The sequence below is a fragment of the Bacillus sp. FJAT-27251 genome (assembly GCF_001273925.1).
In the GTDB taxonomy this organism is placed as follows: domain Bacteria; phylum Bacillota; class Bacilli; order Bacillales; family Cytobacillaceae; genus Mesobacillus_B.
In genome coordinates this window covers 1,584,600-1,601,344 of the sequence record NZ_LIGG01000001.1, presented here as the reverse complement: position 1 = coordinate 1,601,344, position 16,745 = coordinate 1,584,600, and the positions used below count along the sequence as shown (strand labels likewise).

Below are 16,745 nucleotides of genomic sequence, written 5' to 3'. Positions count from 1 at the left end.
GCCTCTAGACCCTACCCAAGCAAAAAAAGACAAGAACGCGTCGCCTTTCCCCCCGCGCGTCCCTGTCTTTTAATTTCCTTACTAAACCTCGCCCAGTACTTTCCGAATCCTTTCGATCGCCCAGTCCAGCTCTTCTTTCGTGATGACAAGCGGCGGGGCGAAACGGATGACGGTATCATGTGTTTCTTTGCACAGCAGGCCTTCCTCTTTTAGAGCTTCACAGTATTTTCGGGCCGGCTCATTCAGCTCTACGCCAATGAAAAGCCCGCGGCCTCTAACCTCCTTGATAGCAGGACTATGGATTTCCTTAAGCTTGCCCATAAAATAGCTGCCAAGTTCGAGCGAACGCTCAGCAAGATTCTCATCAACCAGCACATCAAGTGCGGCAATGGAAACCGCGCAGGCCATCGGGTTTCCGCCAAAGGTGGAGCCGTGGGAGCCTGGGTTGAAAACGCCAAGGATTTCCTTATTGGCGACCACACAGGATATCGGGAACACCCCGCCTCCAAGCGCCTTGCCAAGAATATACATGTCCGGATCTACGTTTTCCCACTCGCAGGCAAACATTTTGCCTGAGCGTGCAAGCCCTGCCTGGATTTCATCCGCAATAAACAGGACATTCTGCTGCTTGCAAAGCTCGAAAGCTTCTTTCAGGAAGCCTTCCCTGGGAATCACAATGCCGGCCTCCCCCTGGATAGGCTCGATTAAAAATGCAGCCGTGTTTGGTGTAATTGCCGCTTTAAGTGCTTCAAGATCGCCGTAAGGAATCAATTTAATGCCAGGCAGCATCGGTCCAAATCCACGCTTATACTCTGCTTCGGAGGAAAGGGATACCGCCGCCATCGTCCGGCCGTGGAAGTTGCCGATGCAGGCAATGATTTCCGCCTGGTTTTCTTCCACGCCCTTGACATCATAAGCCCAGCGGCGAGCTGTTTTAATGGCCGTTTCAATCGCTTCTGCCCCTGTATTCATAGGCAGGGCCATCTCTTTGTTTGTCAGTTTGCAAATCCGCTCATACCAAGGCCCAAGCTGGTCATTATGAAAGGCTCTTGATGTCAGGGTGACCCTGTCCGCCTGGTCCTTCAGTGCCTGGATGATTTTCGGATGGCGGTGGCCCTGGTTAACAGCCGAATAGGCACTAAGCATGTCCATGTACCTGTTGCCTTCAGGGTCTTCCACCCATACACCCTCCGCCCTGGAAATGACAATTGGCAGCGGGTGATAATTATTGGCCCCGTATCTATCAGTCTGTTCAATAAGTTCCTTTGATGATTGGCTATGAACCATGTTTTTCACTCCCCTGTTTGTTGTGATCGATGCCAGAGCGACGTTGCCCAACGGCCGCCTGGCTTCGCCTATGCATGCTCTAATACATTTCTGAAGTGGTCTTCGCCTGCATATGGAGCAGCAGGTAGTCCGGCCCTCCAGCTTTGGAATCGGTGCCCGACATATTGAATCCGCCAAATGGCTGGTATCCGACGATTGCACCTGTACATCCGCGATTGAAATAAAGGTTGCCGACGTAGAAGTCTTCGCGCGCCTGCTGGATTTTATCGCGGTTTCTGGTAATGACGGCCCCAGTCAGGCCATATTCAGTGTTATTGGCAATTTCAATCGCGTGGTTAAAATCTCTCGCTTTGCTGAAGCCGACAACCGGTCCAAAGATTTCTTCCTGCATGATCCGGGAGTTCGGGTCAAGGTCGGCAATAATCGTTGGCTGGATGAAATAGCCTTTCGAATCGTCTCCTTCACCGCCGGCAGCCAGCTTCCCTTCACTCCTGCCAATTTCAATATATTCCATGATTTTATTGTAAGCGCTCTGGTCTATGACTGGTCCCATATTGGTGCCAGCTTCTTCAGGGTTGCCGACTGTCAGCTGTTTTGTCAGTTCAATCGCACGCTTAAGCACCTGGTCGTATACATCCTCAACAACAACGGCACGGGATCCTGCGGAACATTTTTGCCCCGAGAAACCGAAGGCCGAAGAAACAATCGATTGTGCCGCCAGTTCAAGGTCTGCCTCGCTGTCAACGACGATTGTATCCTTCCCGCCCATTTCCGCAATTACCCGCTTCAGCCAGATTTGGCCTTCGCTCAGCTTAGATGCCCGCTCATAAATGCGCAGCCCCACATCTCTGGAGCCTGTGAAGGAAATGAAGCGGGTATCTTTATGGTCAACAAGATAATCGCCGACTTCCGCACCGCTGCCTGGGACAAAATTAAGCACTCCTTTTGGCAAGCCGGCTTCTTCCATGACCTCAACAAACTTGGCTGCCACAACCGGAGTGGTGGAAGCCGGTTTTAGAAGGACGGTATTTCCGGCAACAATTGCGGCAACGGTTGTTCCTGCCATGATGGCGAGCGGGAAATTCCAAGGGGAAATAATGATTCCCACCCCTAGCGGAATATAGTCATAACGATTAAACTCATTCGGGCGGCTTTGGACCGGTACCCCATCCTTGATACGGAGCATTTGGCGGGCATAATACTCAAGGAAATCAATGGCCTCCGCTGTATCCGCATCCGCTTCATTCCATGGTTTACCCGCTTCTTTGGTAAGCAAAGCAGAAAATTCATGCTTGCGGCGGCGAAGGATGGCCGCAGCCTTGAAAAGGACATCCGCCCGCAGCTCCGGCTTTGCCTTCTTCCACGTCTTGAAGGCTTCAACGGCGGCCTGCATCGCCTTTTCGGCCAGCTCGCGATCCGCTTTTGCAACGGTGCCAATTACTTCTTCTTTATTTGCAGGATTGAAGGAAACAAGCTTTTCCTCAGTTGAAATCCGCTCTCCGCCAATCAATAGATCATAATCCCGGCCGAGGTATCCTTCTACCGTCTTTAAGCCTTGAAGATACTCTTGGTTATTTTTATCATCCTTAAAATCTGTAAAGGGTTCGTGTTGGTATGGCTGCACCATGAATGCATTCCTCCCTGTGTGTTAAAAATAAGTCTTTTGCCTTCAACCATATAGATGCAATTATCATGCCAATATTAAATACCATGAAACTATAGAAATCACAGCATTAGGTGCAAATATTTTTTGCAAAAATCCAGGGAGTGTCCAGTTTTTTTGCGCAAAAATTCCTTGCACCACCACCCTTACCTCCATAATATATAATCAAGGACAAAGAAAAGAGGGGAAGTTATGGAGCAAAAACAGCTTGAAGACCTCCTGAAAATGAACAAAGTCTACAAACATATACTCGATAAAATCGATGTTGGGATACATGCGGTGAACGAGGAAGGCAAAACGATCATTTATAATAAAAAAATGCGGGATATCGAGGGAATGAGCATTGAGGATGTTCTTGATAAAAACCTGCTTGAGGTTTTTTCTTTTGGAGAAAACAGCAACAGCACCCTGATTGAAGCACTAAGAATGGGAATAACCATCCAAAATGCCAAACAAACCTACTATAACAACAAAGGCAAGGAAATCACGACCATCAACGATACCTTCCCTTACATTGAAGGAAAGACCCGGATCGGCGCAATTGAAATTGCCCGGGATGTGACCAGATATGAGCGGCTTGTCAGGGAAAATCTTCATAAAAAGAGCGATACCAAATACACGTTTGACAGTATTATCGGAAGCAGCCCCGAACTGGAGGAAGTCATCGAGGCGAGCAAGCGGGCAGCCCGCACATCTTCTTCTGTCCTTATTACCGGTGAGACCGGAACAGGGAAGGAACTGTTTGCCCAAAGCATCCATAATGGCAGCCCCCGTGCCGCCAGGCCTTTTATCTCGCAAAACTGTGCTGCCTTGCCTGACACCCTGATTGAAGGACTTCTCTTCGGGACGAAAAAAGGAGCTTTTACAGGGGCGATTGAACGGAAAGGGCTGTTCGAGCAGGCCGAAGGCGGCACTCTGCTGCTCGATGAAATCAACTCCCTTAATATTGCGCTGCAGGCCAAACTTTTACGTGTGATCCAGGAGAAAACCGTCCGCAGGGTCGGTGACACCCGTGATGTGCCGGTTGATGTCCGGATCATCGCTACCATCAATGAGGATCCTGTCAGCGCCATTGCCGAAGGACGGCTGAGAAAGGACCTGTATTACCGGCTAAGCGTGGTCTCCCTGTTCGTTCCTCCTTTAAAAGAAAGAAAGTCCGACATCAGGGACCTTGCTGTATTTTTCATTGAGAAATATAACAGCCTGTTCGGCATGAGCGTAAAAAAAATGGACGAGGAGGTTTTGCGGCTTTTCATGGCCTATGACTGGCCGGGCAATGTCAGGGAGCTTGAACATATTATCGAGGGATCGATGAATGTAATGGACCATGAAGAAGTACTATCGTACAGGCATCTGCCCATCCAATTCCGGAGTAAACCGCGGGTCAGCGGGGAAAAGGCACCCGCTCCAAAGGCAGAAAACCTGCTTATTCAGTCGGGAAAGCCCATCAAGCCCTTTGATGATTATATGAAGGAAGCGGAGACTTACTATTTGAAAAAGGCTTTGCAGCAGCATGATTTCAACATTACCCAAACCGCCGAAGCATTGGGAATGAGCAGGCAAAACCTCCAATACCGCATCAGGAAATGGGACATCCGGAAGGAATAATTCCTTGAAGAGGCTAAGCTTCACTTCATGAAACTGGAATATTTTTTCCAAGTAAGCCAATCCTATTGATACGGAAGAGGAATTTAACCCTTGGCATGGGAGAGACCGGAAAATGAACGCATTATATGCTTTGGTTTGGATTGGCGCATTATGGAAATGGGGCGACTGGAGGAACTGGCGGCTATATTACCCCACCCTGCTCTTTCTGCTGCTTGGCGACTTTCTTTATCAGTATCTCCTGGTCGATCATTATCCGATGTGGAAATACACTCCACAGGGAATGGATGCAGAACTGGGCTTAACTCACACTCATATATTTTTATCCATAATGCTTGTCAAATATCCTGCAACGGTGATGATCTATTTATCCAAATTTCCCAAGGAACGCCTGATCAAACAAGTCTTGTATATCCTTTTCTGGATTGGCATTTATTCTGTCAATGAATTCATTGATTTAAAGACAAATTTGATGACGCATGAACATGGCTGGAGCCTCGGGTGGTCAGTCCTTTTTAACACCGTCATGTTTATCGTTTTGAAAATCCACTTTCACAAGCCCCCGGCAGCCTGGGTCATATCCATCCTTTTTATTTTGTTTCTCTGGAATATGTTCGATGTACCGGGCTCCGTTTTCCGCTGAACCCTGGCTTTCATTCCTTTACCCTGGCAGCAAAACTGACCGGGGTTTTTGAGGTCTGCAGCCTCTTTACCACCAATCCGGGTATTAACAGCAGCGAAATTGTTTATACCGGTACTAATCAGTATCCAAGATGGGGGAAGGCTTATGAAAGGAATTTTATTTATTAACGACCGAATTGAGCTGAACGGCTTGTCCAGGGAAGAGAGTTTTCAGCTGCAGGAAGAATCGCTAATCCACTTTATCGGCCAGCATCATATCAAAGCTGTAAGGCTGGACCCCTTTCAGCTGAACAGCCACTACACGATTCTGCACGCCCTGTACTATGACCTAAAGGGCACGTCCGAGCCAATCGACTGCCTCGCTTGTTATTCTCCGGCTGTCCTGGATGACTTCATCGATACGTATCCGGCTCGCTGGCTGATCATTAAAAGCTATTTTGGCAGGGTCCTGCCTGTTTGCCCGTAATGGAAATTCGGCCGAAGGGATACTTCCTAAACCGTTCTTACAGGAAAAACACAAGCAGCTGCGAGATGACGGCAACAAGTATGAGTGCGAATGGATAAGCGGCAGCATAGGCAACCGCCGGCTCTTCGGAATCAACCAGCTGATTGACCGCTCCGAGGCCTGGTGTACTCGTCATCCCCCCGCATAAAGTCCCAAGCGAGTGGGCGATGCTAAGCCGGAACATTCTCCTTGAGACAAAGTAGCCAATAAACAAGGGAACAATCGTAATCAATGCGCCGGCAAACACAAGGCTGAAACCTCTTTCCTGGATGACATCCACTATGCCCTGGCCGGCTGTCGTGCCTGCCCCTGCCAGGAACAGCACAAGCCCAATATCGCTGATGACCCTTGTTGAGGGCTGGTAATAGCGGGCTTGGATGGGACCCACTTTCCCGAAGTGGCCAATGATCAAGGCGACAAACAGCGGACCCCCTGCCACTCCAAAGGTTATTTCCCCGAGCCCAGGCAAAGTGAGCGGAATCATCCCAACCAGAATTCCGACAAGCAGGATGAGGCTCAAGGAGAGGATATGCACATTGGTGACCGACAGATGCCTTCTGCTGAACAGCTTTTCCACCTGATCCAATCGGTCCTCGCTGCTGACAACAGTCAGGACATCGCCGCGTTCAAGGCGCCATTTGGGATGCTGGTGAAATTCAAMCCCGCCGCGCTCTATTCTTGTTACGGTGACTCCGTACACATTCCTCAAGCTCAATTCCCTCAGGCTCTTGCCGATAATTTCTTCTGCATCGACAACAATTTTCCGAAGCTTGACATGATCGGAGTTTTCAAGATGGGTTTCCACCCTGGGTCCAATATCCTTGGACAGATGCTCAAGATCCTCCTTGGAGCCAACGGCGACAAGATGATCCCCTTTGAGGATGACCGTATCATTCAGGGCGATGATGTTGCGGTCGCCGCGGATCACACGGCTTATCGCAACGGAACGATACCTGTTGAAATGCAGTTCCTTAATGGTCCGTTTATGGAAAGCAGGATTGCGGACTTCAAGAGTCATCAATTCAGGCGACTCCGAATTGCGGATCGGGCCGTTCGATTCATTCATATCCTTCTCCAGGTCCGTCTTCAGCAGCCTTGGGAGCAGCTGGACAAACAGGACAACGGCAATGACACCGAACGGATAGGCGATCCCGTAGCCAACAGAAGCAACAGGATCATTGGTCGCCTGCAAAGCGGCCGCCAAACCAGGTGTGCTCGTCAGCGCCCCGGTCATCAGGCCAATCGATATAGCGGGCGAGAAATCAAACAATTTGGCAATGATGACAGTCGTCACAGCAGCAGAAAGGACGACAATCAGCCCAATGATTCCAAAGACCAGTCCATTGGAGCGCATCATCCGGAAAAAGCGCGGTCCAGCCTGCAGGCCGACGGCAACAATAAACAAACTTAATCCAAGCTGCTGGACAGTCTCCGGAACATTGTACCCAAAATGGCCAAACACCATCGCTACTAGCAGCACTCCTGATGTACCAAGACTGATGCCCTTTATTTTTGCCTGCCCTAGTGCCGATCCCAAAAACAGGATAACAAATAATAAGACCAATGGTTCTTTTAGCAAAGTGCCTATCATTTCAGGTTCCTTCTTCCATGTAGATTCATCTTCATCATGAAAAACTCTAGCATATCGCCGCTGAAAAGAAATGAGCATTCTTGACAAAGTATGGACAATTGAGCCTGTCCTCGTGTGCTTAATCAAACGTTTGATTATAACAGCGTTTCCATTTACCCTTTCCCAAAAGAATGCATGACTACTCCCTTGCAGCAATAACTTGGCCATATGTTGGAAAGTGGACAAATGATTAAGGAAGATTAAAGGACTTTCTTTATTAAAATAGAAGTAGTTATAGACACTATCATTTTACAGGGGGATGAAGGATTTGCGGAACAAAGAAATGCTGCTGATACCAGGGCCGACACCGGTGGTTGATTCGATTTATGATGCGCTTAGCGGGGAAACAAGAAGCCATACCGATGCACGGTTTGCCGCAGTTTACCGAAGCGCTCTCGAAAAGACAAGAGAAATGCTGAAAACAGACGGCGAGGTTTTTGTCATTTCAGGCTCGGGAACGCTTGGAATGGAGATGGCTCTGCTGAACACCGTGGCGCCGGGAGAACGGATCCTGGTCATCAGCCATGGATTTTTTGGCGACCGCTTCATTAAGCTGGGGCAAGCATTTGGAATTGAAGCAGATGTACTCCAGGCAAGTTGGGGAAAACAAGTGAGTCCGCAGGAGCTGGAGGAAAAGCTGGCTGCCGGCCGTTACAAGGCTGTTACGATCACACATGCTGACACATCCACTGGTGTTGCGGCGAATCTGGATGCCCTGGTGCCCATCATTAAAAAGCATGGCGCCCTCGTGATTCTCGATGGAGTCTGCGCTACCGCAGCGATGGAAGAGGACATGAGCAAGTGCTATGGCGATCCAGATGCGAAGATTGATGTCATTCTGACAGGGTCACAAAAAGCGATCGGCGTTCCTCCTGGCCTTGCCATTGTGGCATTCAACCAGACAGCGCTTGCCGCCCGGAAGGAACTTGGGCGCATCCCTGCCTATTACAGCGATATTTACAATTGGATTCCAATCATGCATGACCCGCAAAAGTATTTTGCTACGCCACCTGTAAACCTCATTTACGCCTATGAGGAAGGAATGAAGCTCGTGCTGGCGGAAGGCATGGAGAACCGCTACAAGCGCCACGAGGCATTTGGAAGAGGAGTGCGTGCCGCCCTTGCTGCATTTGGAATGAAGGCGCTTGCAGATGAGGAAGCGGCAGCAGCCACACTCAGCTGCATCTTGTATCCAGAGGGAATGGACGATGCCGCTTTCCGGGCCAGACTGGCAGAAAAAGGCCTTATCGTCGCTGGCGCATTGGCCCATTTGGCAGGCAAAGCCTTCCGGATCGGCCACATGGGCAATACCACTCAGGAGATGCTGGAAAGAGCGGTGCTTCTCATCGGCGAAACGATGAACGAACTGGGCTATGATGTACAGCCAGAAAAAGCGGTCGAAGTGTTCAAAGAGGTGCTATACGCTAAAATGAGCTAAAAAAGGAATGCCCTCCGGCTGCCGGAGGGCATTTTTTTGGCTTTGTGCACCTTTGTCGTGAACCTGGCTGTTTTGTTGTGAGTGCGGTGGTTTATGTTGTAAGCCTTTATGCTTTTGTCGTAAGTGCAGTGCCTTTTGTCGTAAGAGGCCAGGCTTTTGTCGTATAGCCATTCTTTTGTCGTGAAAAGGCAAGCTTTTGTCGTATGTGCCTGCCTTTTTGTCGTAAACTCCATGACTTTGTCGTAAGTGCCTCCCCTTTTGTCGTAAAACACCAAGACTTTGTCTTAACCGACCCTGCCTCGTCGTAAAAAACCCTACTCCCCACGCCGATCCTGAAATTGCTTCGTTGCCATTAGAGAAAGAAGCAAGATCAATTCAAAGGCATTGACCACTGCCGCACTTTCAACAGGAAACTCAACGGCACTGCCAACCCCCATTAAGACAGTTCCCACAAAAAACCACGGCCATTTTTGCTTTTTCCAGACGATGATGGAGGCAATCAGCAGAAAGACGGTTACAACCAGGACCATCAGCGGCGGGCCTCCACCCTGGGCAGCATTTTCGTAGCTCAAGACTCCGTATTCCCGCTTGGCCCTCAGCTCAAGGCCGGACACCTCCGTAGCCAATTCCAGGACCACAAGCCCAAGGAACACAAGGTAAGTGCCATATTTTAACCACTTGCTTCTTGCCCATTCCACCCCAGTCCCAGAAACCGTCTTCCAAGCAAAGATCACGAGCAGGGGCGTGAAAAACGCATGCGCCCAAAAGCGGACAGCGTTCAGATTTTTAAGCAGCCCGCCTTCCCCAATAAGGGTGCCGGCAGCTAGAATTCCATTATCATAAATGAGCCCGGAAATGACTAACAGAATAAGGTTCGCACTGTTATTCCAGCCGTTTTTCTGTGCAAGGACAATTCCCCAGACCAGAAGAGCCAAATATGCAATTGTAAAAAATAAATATATCACCGGATCCACATTTCCACTTCCMTTTCTCTCCAGTTTCTCCATACCCTTTCAGGCACAACCCTTAACCATAGCTTGGGAAAACCACATAAAAAAACAGCCGCTGCAAAACGCAGCGGCCGACAAGGCAACCTTCTTTATTCCTTGATAAACTCCTTTGTGCTTCTGACTGTGTCAATCGGGCGCACATATGATTCAATCTGTTTCCGCTTTGGCTCCAGGAAAGGCGGCAGCGAGAGTTTTTCCCCAAGTGTTTCATAAGGCTCATCTCCCATAAACCCAGGGCCGTCTGTGGCAAATTCGAACAATATCTGCGGAGCCACTCTCGAATAAAGCGATCCGAAAAAGAAGCGGTCCACGAAGCCGGACGTCTGGAAGCCAAAATTCCGCAGATGCATGTCCCAATCCTCAAGAACGGAACGATCATCGACCCGGAAGGCCGCATGGTGCACAGTGCCATATCCTTGCCGCGCCTGTGGAAGAACCGCATTGTATTCAACAACAACCTGCGCTCCGTTCCCTCCTTCTCCAACCTCAAATAAATGGAACGCACCATCCGATGCAATCTCTTTGAACTGCAATACTTTTTCCATCATCTCTTTAAAATAGTCGAACTGCGCCACACGGACATGAAGCGGCCCTAAACCTGTTATGGCATATTCCAGAGGAACTGGTCCCTTTTGCCAAGGAGTGCCAGATGCCACTCCCTCATTGGTTTCATCTGACACCAGCTGGTATTGCTGCTCGTCAAAATCGGCAAAGGAAAGGGTCATCTTGCCAAACTGTTCGGTAATCCCCTTGTGCTCCACACCCATCCTGTCAAACCGCTTTACCCAGTATTCGAGGGCTTTGTCGGTCGGTACCCGGAAGGAAGTTTTATAAATTTCATTTGTTCCGTGCGATCCTTTCGGTATCCCCGGAAAATCAAAGAATGTCATATCCGTCCCCGGACTGCCAGTGTCGTCAGCAAAGAACAGATGGTAGGTTTGGATATCATCCTGATTGACTGTCTTTTTCACCAGCCGCATTCCAAGTACATAAGTGAAAAACTCATAGTTCTTTTCCGCGCTGCTTGTGATCGCGGTAACATGGTGAATGCCTTTTAATCCTTTCATTTTTCATACCTCCTGTTTTATATAATACCCTTAGAATTATTTTTAAATGAGATATCTTTAATTCGAGATAAATATATCATAAACAAAGAGAAGGTGTCAACCATACCGCTTCTCAGCTGATCAGGCATCCCCCGAGGATAAAAAGTGGATAATCAGGAACCCAAACGATAACATAAGGTTGAAAGAGGTGATTTGATGAAAAAAATAAAATTGGGCAATAGCAATCTGGAGGCCTCCAATATTTCACTAGGCTGCATGGGAATGGGAAAGCTCTCCAAGGAAGAGGCTGCAAAGGTGATACATAATGCCCTGGAGCTGGGAATCGACTTTTTTGACCATGCGGATATTTATGCCAGCGGAAAATCGGAAGAAGTATTTGCCGATGCTCTTGAAATGAGCCCTTCAATCCGGGAAAAACTCATTATTCAAACAAAGGCTGGAATCCGGAAGGGATATTACGACTTTTCCAAAGAGCATATTGTGGGGTCTGTCGACAAAAGCCTGCAGCGCTTGAAAACAGACTACATTGATGTTTTCCTGCTGCATCGCCCGGATGCGCTTATGGAGCCGGAAGAAGTGGCAGAGGCCTTTTCACAGTTGCAGGAAAGCGGAAAAGTTCGCCACTTCGGCGTGAGCAACCATAACCCCGCGCAAATTGAACTGCTAAAAAAATCTGTCCAGCAGGAACTGATCATTAATCAGCTTCAGTTCGGCGTTATGCATACAGGGATGGTGGATGCAGGAATCCAGGTGAACAACAAACACGACAGTGCCGTTGACCGCGACGGCGGCATCCTTGATTACAGCCGCCTGAATGAAATCACCATCCAGGCATGGTCTCCGTTCCGGTACGGATTCTTTGAAGGATTCTTCATTGACAACGAAGAATTCCCGGAACTGAATGCCAAACTCCAGGAAGTTGGCGATAAATACGGGATCAACAAATCAGCGGTTGCCGTCGCCTGGATCCTGCGCCACCCGGCAAGAATCCAAACCATCGTAGGCACAATGACACCAGAGCGGCTAACGAATATCGCCAAGGCTTCGGATGTGGTCATCACAAGAGAAGAATGGTATGAGATTTACCGTGCTGCAGGAAATATATTGCCATAATGGAGGATTTTAAAAGAAAAACATCAGACACCTAATGGCGTCTGATGTTTTTAAATTAGCGTAGTGTCTTTAACGCTCCGCTCCAGGCAACAACCTCTTCAAGCATTGCGTTTACATTATCAAGATGCAGTTCCTGCGGCTTAAATTCACTCATGTTCTCGAAATCTGTGAAAAGGGAAAGAGTTGGATGTGTGCGGACATCCGCTACTTTAATTTCCCCCAGAATGCCGCGCAGATGTTCTGCTGCGCGAGCTCCGCCAGTTGAACCATAGCTTACAATGCCTGCTGCTTTGTTGTACCATGCTTCACGGGCAAAGTCGATCGCGTTTTTCAAGGCACCTGTAATACTGTGATTGTATTCCTGAACAATGAATACGTACCCATCAAGGTTTGCCAGTTTCTCGTTCCAGGCAGCAATGCCAGGCTCTGTGCCATCTGTAGTTCCCAAGAATGGAAGGTTGAAGTCAGCAATATCGACAATTTCGTAATTTGCATCTCCGCGTTTGTCAGCAATTCCTTTTACCCATTCTCCAACCTGCGGGCTTACACGGCCTTGACGAGTGCTTCCCAGGATAATACCAATGTTTAATTTTTCTGCTGCCATTGTTTCTTCCTCCTCTGTTTGTTTACCAAAAAGTTTTTGTAAAAAACCCATTTATCTACACCTCTAAAAGTTTTTACTTATTTCTCTTCTAACGACCGGTGCCACTTCCGTTGCCAATAACTCAATGCTTTCCATGACATTCTTTAGAGGCTGGCCGCCTATGTCCAATTGCGCCAAGAAACGCTGATGTCCAAACAGTTCGTGCTGCTGCAGGATTTTCTCGGCTATTTGCTGCGGACTTCCTACAAACAGCGCAGTATCCGGGCCAGTCATATATTCGAAGTCTGCCCTGGACATTTTTGTCCCCATTCCGCGCTGACGGTTCACGTATTGCCAGTAGTTGGCGTAATAAGGGTAAAATTCGTCCTTCGCCTGCTGCGTTGTCTTCGCAATGTAGGCGTGTCCCGTCACACCAATCTTCAAGTCCTGTGCTGAATGGCCTGCCTCAACTCCAGTTTTACGGTAAAGGTCAGCAAGCGGCTTAAAGCGCGCTGGATTTCCTCCCAATATGGCCATTGCCATTCCAACTCCATATTTTCCGGCACGAACGGCACTTTCCGGTGACCCGCCGACTCCAATCCAGACTGGCAAGTGTTCCTGTACCGGTCTTGGAGCAATTTCCGCTTCCCTAAACGAAGGGCGGAACTTCCCGGACCATGTCACGGTCTCATTACGGGCAAGCTGCAGCAAGAGTTCCAAGTGCTCTTCAAACAATTCATCATAATCGTCTGTACTATAGCCGAACAGAGGAAATGATTCTATAAATGCTCCCCTGCCTGCGAGTATTTCAGCACGGCCGTCGGAAAGGAGATCCACTGTTGCGAAATCTTCAAACAGACGAACAGGATCAAGCGTACTTAAAACACTTGTTGTACTTGTTAATCTAATTTGTTCTGTTACTTGTGCAACTGCAGCCAATAGTACTGCAGGAGAAGAAGATGCGTAATCGAGTCGATGATGTTCTCCTACTCCAAATACATCGAGCCCTGCCTCATCTGCAGCTTTTGCGGCCTGGACCATTTCCTTCACTCTTTCTTTAGCAGTATTTGTCTTGCCAGTAAGAGGGTCAGGACCAATATCCGCAAGTGTGTAGATGCCTATTTCAATTCCAGAGCTTTTTTTATCAGCCATCGTATCCCTCCAATCCGAAGCCGGTTCGGCCTGTTTTGATATGATATTAACTTACTTTATGTAACTAAGTGTATTTTAGTAATAAAATTTTGTCAAGTAACTAAATTATCTTTTGTAATTAAATTGTTTTTTTCTGTGATATAATGTAAACAAGTGAGGTGTAGTAACAATATGAAGCAACCAACCATTTGTCCAAGATTTGAAAAAGCTATCTCGTTATTAAGTCAAAGATGGACCGCCTTAGTTATCTATCAGTTACTATCAGGACCACAAAGGTTCAATGAAATACAATCTTCTGTTGGCATAAGCGGAAAGGTCTTATCGGAACGGTTAAAAGACCTGGAGCATCAAGGGGTAGTAAAACGCGAAGTCATACCCGAAACGCCCGTCATAATTGAGTATTCTCTAACTGAAAAAGGACTATCCATGGAGCCGATTTTAAAATCAATCGAGAACTGGTCCCAGGCCTGGATTGAACCCGGGTCCGGATCCGCGGATTAGATTCATTACAATAAAAATAAAACCCCGGCACCGCAACTCTTTTTGCGATGCCGGGGTCTTTTTAGCATGAGCATATTTGACTGGTCATGTTCTTCTGACTAGCAATGCGCAGCTCTCAACCTGTGAAGTATGCGGAAACATATCCACCGGCTGGATGTATTCCACTCTATAGTGCTTGCCAAGGATATTGATGTCTTTTGCCAATGTAGATGGATTGCATGAGATGTAAACAAATTTTTCGGGCTTCACTTTTAAAACGGTATTCAGGAATTCGGCGTCACACCCGACTCTTGGCGGGTCAACCACTATCACATCCGGCCTCCAGCCTTCTTTTGCCCATTTGGGCAGCCATTGCTCGGCTTTGCCCACTTCGTAGCGGGCATGTTTTACCCCGTGGCGGGCAGCATTTTTACGGGCATTTTCGATGGATTCCGCAATCACGTCCATTCCCCTGATCTCCCCAGCATCCCCGGAAAGCCAGAGTCCGATTGTGCCCACGCCGCAATAGGCATCAACCACCTTTTCCTTGCCTGTAAGCCCGGCAGCCTTCTTGGCTTCATCATAAAGTTTGACCGTCTGCTCGGGGTTCAGCTGGAAGAAAGTCCTGGCCGATAGCTCAAACTGGAGGTCGCCCAGCGTTTCCTGGATGAAATCCTTCCCTTCAAGCGTTTGTGTCTCTTCGCCGAATATTAGCGAGGTTTTTTGGCMGTTTACATTCTGGACAATCGAGGTCAGTTCCGGCAGCCGCTTTTTGGCCTCCTGGATGATGAGCTCTTTCTTAGGCAGCTCTTTTTTCGTTGTAATAAGTACAATCTGCAGCTCGCCTGTCCGGACTCCGGTCCTGGCCACAATCGTGCGTACCAGGCCCTTGCCGGTCTTTTCATTGTAGATCGGGATTCTCAAGTCCTGAAGAATGCCTTTAACGACTTCTGTCGCTTTGGATGTGGCCGGATGCTGGACGGCGCACTGCTCGATATTGATGAGATTATGCGAATTTAGGCCGTATAGGCCGGCAAGGACTTTTCCGGCTTTCTCGCCGACCTGGAACTGGCTTTTATTGCGGTAGCCCCATGGATTTTCCATTCCGATGGTGTCTCTGATGTCCAGTTTGGACACATCGAGCTTGGTGTGCCGTTCAAGCGACTGGATGACAATATCGCGTTTTTCTTTGAGCTGCTGGGTGTAATGAAGGTGCTGCAGCTGGCAGCCGCCGCATTCTTCATACACCGGGCAGACAGGCGTGACCCTGTGTTCGGATGGCTTTCTGACCTTCTTGACCTTGGCTTCCGAATATTTCGGAAGCACCTTCGTAACCTCGGCCACTACCTCTTCCCCAGGCAGCGCCCCGGGAACAAATACAACCTGGCGCTTAAAGTAGCCCACGCCTTCCCCATTGATGCCAAGCCGTTTAATTGTGAGCGGCATCGTTTGTCCGGGTTCGATTTTGACCCCCTGCTGCTGGCTTCCGCCCTGTGCCTTCTGCCGGCTGCCCTGCCTGTTCATCGCAGGTGCGGGACGGCCTTTCTTAAAATCGCTTCTGCCGGGCGATTGCTTGTTTGTTCCATATTCCTTTTTCATGTTGTTCACTCCATTTATTCAATGCTTCTCCATAAGTAGAGGGAAGCATAGCTCAAGTATGGCTCCCATGGCTCTTTAAGTTGTTCCATTTCGGCGATTGTCGGTTTCCGGTCAAGTTCGTAATGCTTTTTCAAGGCGTTCTGCAGGCCAATGTCCGCGAGTGGAAACAAGTTCGGCCGGCCCAATGCGAACATGAGGAAATTCTGGACTGTCCAGGGGCCTACTCCTCGTATTTTGATTAAACTGTTTTCGACTTCGGCATCGGCCTGATTCCTCAAAGCGGCAATGTCCAGCTTTCCCTCCGCTGCAAGCTCAGCGATGCCAATGACATATTCCGCCTTGCGTCCGCTGAACTGCAGTTCGCGAAGCTCTTCGACCGTCAATCTCGCAACTTTGTCTGGAGCCGGATAAAACCAGACACCATCTTTTTCGGTTCCGTAGGCATGAACAAAACGCTGTGTCAGTGTATAGGCAAAGGATAGATTAAGCTGCTGGTGGATGATGCACTTCAGAAGGCTTCCGAATGGGTCGAAATCAAGGACAAGCGGAGTTCCGTAATGGGCATCGAAAATCGGCTTCAGGTCGGTGGTCTGGAAATGGTCATGAATTTTCCGGAGCTCGACATCCCACCTGAATATCTCCTTCAGTACGCTTAGAGTCTGCTCCTTGCTTCCTTCTGCCGTTATATGGAATTGCGGGTTTTCCAGGCTTCCGGTTCCTGTCACTGTTGCAATCTGCCGTTCCGAATCATTCGCAACCGGGACCTTCACCGTCCTGCTGTTAAGGTCGACTGCATGCAAAGGATCGAGCGACAGCCTGTCCAGGGCAAGGTCAAAATTATAAGGCCCGGGGATTGAAATGGTTTCCTGCCACATAAAATCTCTCCTTTGCGAAAGATGGATTCCGTAAAGCCACGTTGGGAAGATTCATTGTCACCCTTTTCTTCCAGCAGCACCGGTTTGGGCACATTG

General features: G+C 48.7%; 15 protein-coding genes. 6 read left to right on the top strand and 9 right to left on the bottom strand.

Annotated features, from left to right (window positions below; genetic code table 11):
* Positions 1 to 81 precede the first annotated feature (81 nt).
* Complete coding sequence (locus ADU22_RS07555; protein ID WP_053361607.1) at positions 82 to 1,287, bottom strand: ornithine--oxo-acid transaminase; 1,206 nt, start codon at positions 1,285 to 1,287, stop codon at positions 82 to 84.
* A 79-nt stretch (positions 1,288 to 1,366) separates the two neighbouring features.
* Positions 1,367 to 2,914: an L-glutamate gamma-semialdehyde dehydrogenase gene (gene pruA / locus ADU22_RS07550; RefSeq protein ID WP_053361606.1), complete on the bottom strand. Its 1,548-nt coding sequence runs from the start codon at positions 2,912 to 2,914 to the stop codon at positions 1,367 to 1,369.
* Between the two features lie 228 nt (positions 2,915 to 3,142).
* On the opposite strand from pruA, the gene ADU22_RS07545 reads away from it, so the two are divergent.
* From ADU22_RS07545 to ADU22_RS07535, 3 genes are all read left to right on the top strand, one after another.
* A complete protein-coding gene (locus tag ADU22_RS07545) occupies positions 3,143 to 4,558 on the top strand; it encodes a sigma-54 interaction domain-containing protein (RefSeq protein WP_053361605.1) in 1,416 nt (471 codons plus the stop codon).
* Between the two features lie 112 nt (positions 4,559 to 4,670).
* Positions 4,671 to 5,198, top strand: a complete 528-nt coding sequence (locus ADU22_RS07540) for a CBO0543 family protein (protein ID WP_053361604.1) — start codon at positions 4,671 to 4,673, stop codon at positions 5,196 to 5,198.
* 144 nt (positions 5,199 to 5,342) lie between these two features.
* A complete protein-coding gene (locus ADU22_RS07535) occupies positions 5,343 to 5,663 on the top strand; it encodes a hypothetical protein (RefSeq protein ID WP_053361603.1) in 321 nt (106 codons plus the stop codon).
* Positions 5,664 to 5,700: 37 nt separating this feature from the next.
* Here the strand turns inward: ADU22_RS07535 and ADU22_RS07530 are convergent, their stop codons facing one another.
* Entirely contained in the window at positions 5,701 to 7,293 is a 1,593-nt protein-coding gene (locus ADU22_RS07530) for an aspartate:alanine exchanger family transporter (RefSeq protein ID WP_053361602.1), read from the bottom strand.
* A 307-nt stretch (positions 7,294 to 7,600) separates the two neighbouring features.
* Between ADU22_RS07530 and ADU22_RS07525 the strand changes: the two genes are divergently transcribed.
* Positions 7,601 to 8,770, top strand: coding sequence for a pyridoxal-phosphate-dependent aminotransferase family protein (locus ADU22_RS07525; protein WP_053361601.1), 1,170 nt, complete (start codon positions 7,601 to 7,603; stop codon positions 8,768 to 8,770).
* 314 nt (positions 8,771 to 9,084) lie between these two features.
* Here ADU22_RS07525 and ADU22_RS07515 read toward each other — a convergent pair whose 3' ends face one another.
* Together ADU22_RS07515 and ADU22_RS07510 are read right to left on the bottom strand one after the other, a co-directional pair.
* Positions 9,085 to 9,744 (bottom strand): hypothetical protein, encoded by a 660-nt coding sequence (locus tag ADU22_RS07515; RefSeq protein ID WP_053364495.1) that lies wholly within the window; start codon positions 9,742 to 9,744, stop codon positions 9,085 to 9,087.
* 125 nt (positions 9,745 to 9,869) lie between these two features.
* Positions 9,870 to 10,847, bottom strand: a complete 978-nt coding sequence (locus tag ADU22_RS07510; protein WP_053361599.1) for a ring-cleaving dioxygenase — start codon at positions 10,845 to 10,847, stop codon at positions 9,870 to 9,872.
* Positions 10,848 to 11,042: 195 nt separating this feature from the next.
* Here ADU22_RS07510 and ADU22_RS07505 point away from each other — a divergent pair, with 195 nt between their 5' ends.
* Positions 11,043 to 11,960, top strand: a complete 918-nt coding sequence (locus ADU22_RS07505; RefSeq protein ID WP_053361598.1) for an aldo/keto reductase — start codon at positions 11,043 to 11,045, stop codon at positions 11,958 to 11,960.
* A gap of 55 nt (positions 11,961 to 12,015) precedes the next feature.
* Here ADU22_RS07505 and ADU22_RS07500 read toward each other — a convergent pair whose 3' ends face one another.
* Both ADU22_RS07500 and ADU22_RS07495 read right to left on the bottom strand, forming a co-directional pair.
* Positions 12,016 to 12,615, bottom strand: a complete 600-nt coding sequence (locus ADU22_RS07500; protein ID WP_053361597.1) for an NADPH-dependent FMN reductase — start codon at positions 12,613 to 12,615, stop codon at positions 12,016 to 12,018.
* 12 nt (positions 12,616 to 12,627) lie between these two features.
* Positions 12,628 to 13,695: an LLM class flavin-dependent oxidoreductase gene (locus ADU22_RS07495; RefSeq protein ID WP_053361596.1), complete on the bottom strand. Its 1,068-nt coding sequence runs from the start codon at positions 13,693 to 13,695 to the stop codon at positions 12,628 to 12,630.
* 171 nt (positions 13,696 to 13,866) lie between these two features.
* Here ADU22_RS07495 and ADU22_RS07490 point away from each other — a divergent pair, with 171 nt between their 5' ends.
* Positions 13,867 to 14,196, top strand: a complete 330-nt coding sequence (locus tag ADU22_RS07490) for a winged helix-turn-helix transcriptional regulator (RefSeq protein ID WP_053361595.1) — start codon at positions 13,867 to 13,869, stop codon at positions 14,194 to 14,196.
* Positions 14,197 to 14,280: 84 nt separating this feature from the next.
* Here ADU22_RS07490 and rlmD read toward each other — a convergent pair whose 3' ends face one another.
* Both rlmD and ADU22_RS07480 read right to left on the bottom strand, forming a co-directional pair.
* Complete coding sequence (gene rlmD / locus ADU22_RS07485; protein ID WP_053364494.1) at positions 14,281 to 15,699, bottom strand: 23S rRNA (uracil(1939)-C(5))-methyltransferase RlmD; 1,419 nt, start codon at positions 15,697 to 15,699, stop codon at positions 14,281 to 14,283.
* Positions 15,700 to 15,788: 89 nt separating this feature from the next.
* The gene (locus tag ADU22_RS07480; RefSeq protein ID WP_053361594.1) at positions 15,789 to 16,649 is read right to left on the bottom strand and encodes a DNA-3-methyladenine glycosylase family protein; all 861 of its coding nucleotides are present in this window, start codon (positions 16,647 to 16,649) and stop codon (positions 15,789 to 15,791) included.
* Positions 16,650 to 16,745 lie beyond the last annotated feature (96 nt).